Annotated in this window: 1 protein-coding gene and 1 pseudogene; one reads left to right on the top strand and one right to left on the bottom strand. The window is 47.2% G+C overall.

The genetic code is table 11. The features are described from left to right. Nucleotides 1-347: chorismate synthase (locus R7093_RS28325; protein WP_318147422.1), on the top strand; the 347-nt coding region annotated here is incomplete at its 5' end. 68 nt (nucleotides 348-415) lie between these two features. On the opposite strand, the pseudogene R7093_RS28320 reads toward R7093_RS28325, so the two are convergent. Next, nucleotides 416-511, bottom strand: a pseudogene (locus R7093_RS28320) (trimeric intracellular cation channel family protein); the annotation flags it as partial.

The raw sequence follows: 511 nt of genomic DNA, 5'->3' as shown, positions 1-511 counted from the left end.
ATGGTTTCGATGTCGTAAACCAAAAAGGCAGTCAGCACCGTGACCCACTTTCTCCGCAAGGTTTTGGTAGCAACCATGCTGGTGGCATCCTTGGTGGTATCTCAACAGGTCAAGACATCGTTGCGAATATTGCACTTAAGCCAACATCAAGCATCACGGTTCCGGGTGACACGATCACTAAAGAAGGTGAACCCACTCAGCTCATCACGAAAGGTCGTCACGACCCATGTGTCGGAATTCGTGCTGTGCCTATTGCTGAAGCCATGCTGGCGATTGTTGTGATGGATCACTTATTGCGTCATCGTGGGCAAAACCACGGCGTAACGACAGAAACACCAAAGATTTAGTTTGGTACTCCAAATACAAAAAAGGTTGCTCATGGAGCAGCCTTTTCTTTTTTGTTCTTTTTCTTAACTTAGTGGAGCGAGCTTTCGGTTTCCAACTGGAAAGAAGGCAAACGCCACTTAAATCGAACCGCTGCCATACGAAGTACGTAACCCACAACAAGGGT

It is taken from the genome of Vibrio sp. 1580, assembly GCF_033340055.1.
The sequence above is the reverse complement of the archived record's forward strand: the minus strand, read 5'-3'. Positions and strand labels throughout refer to the sequence as shown.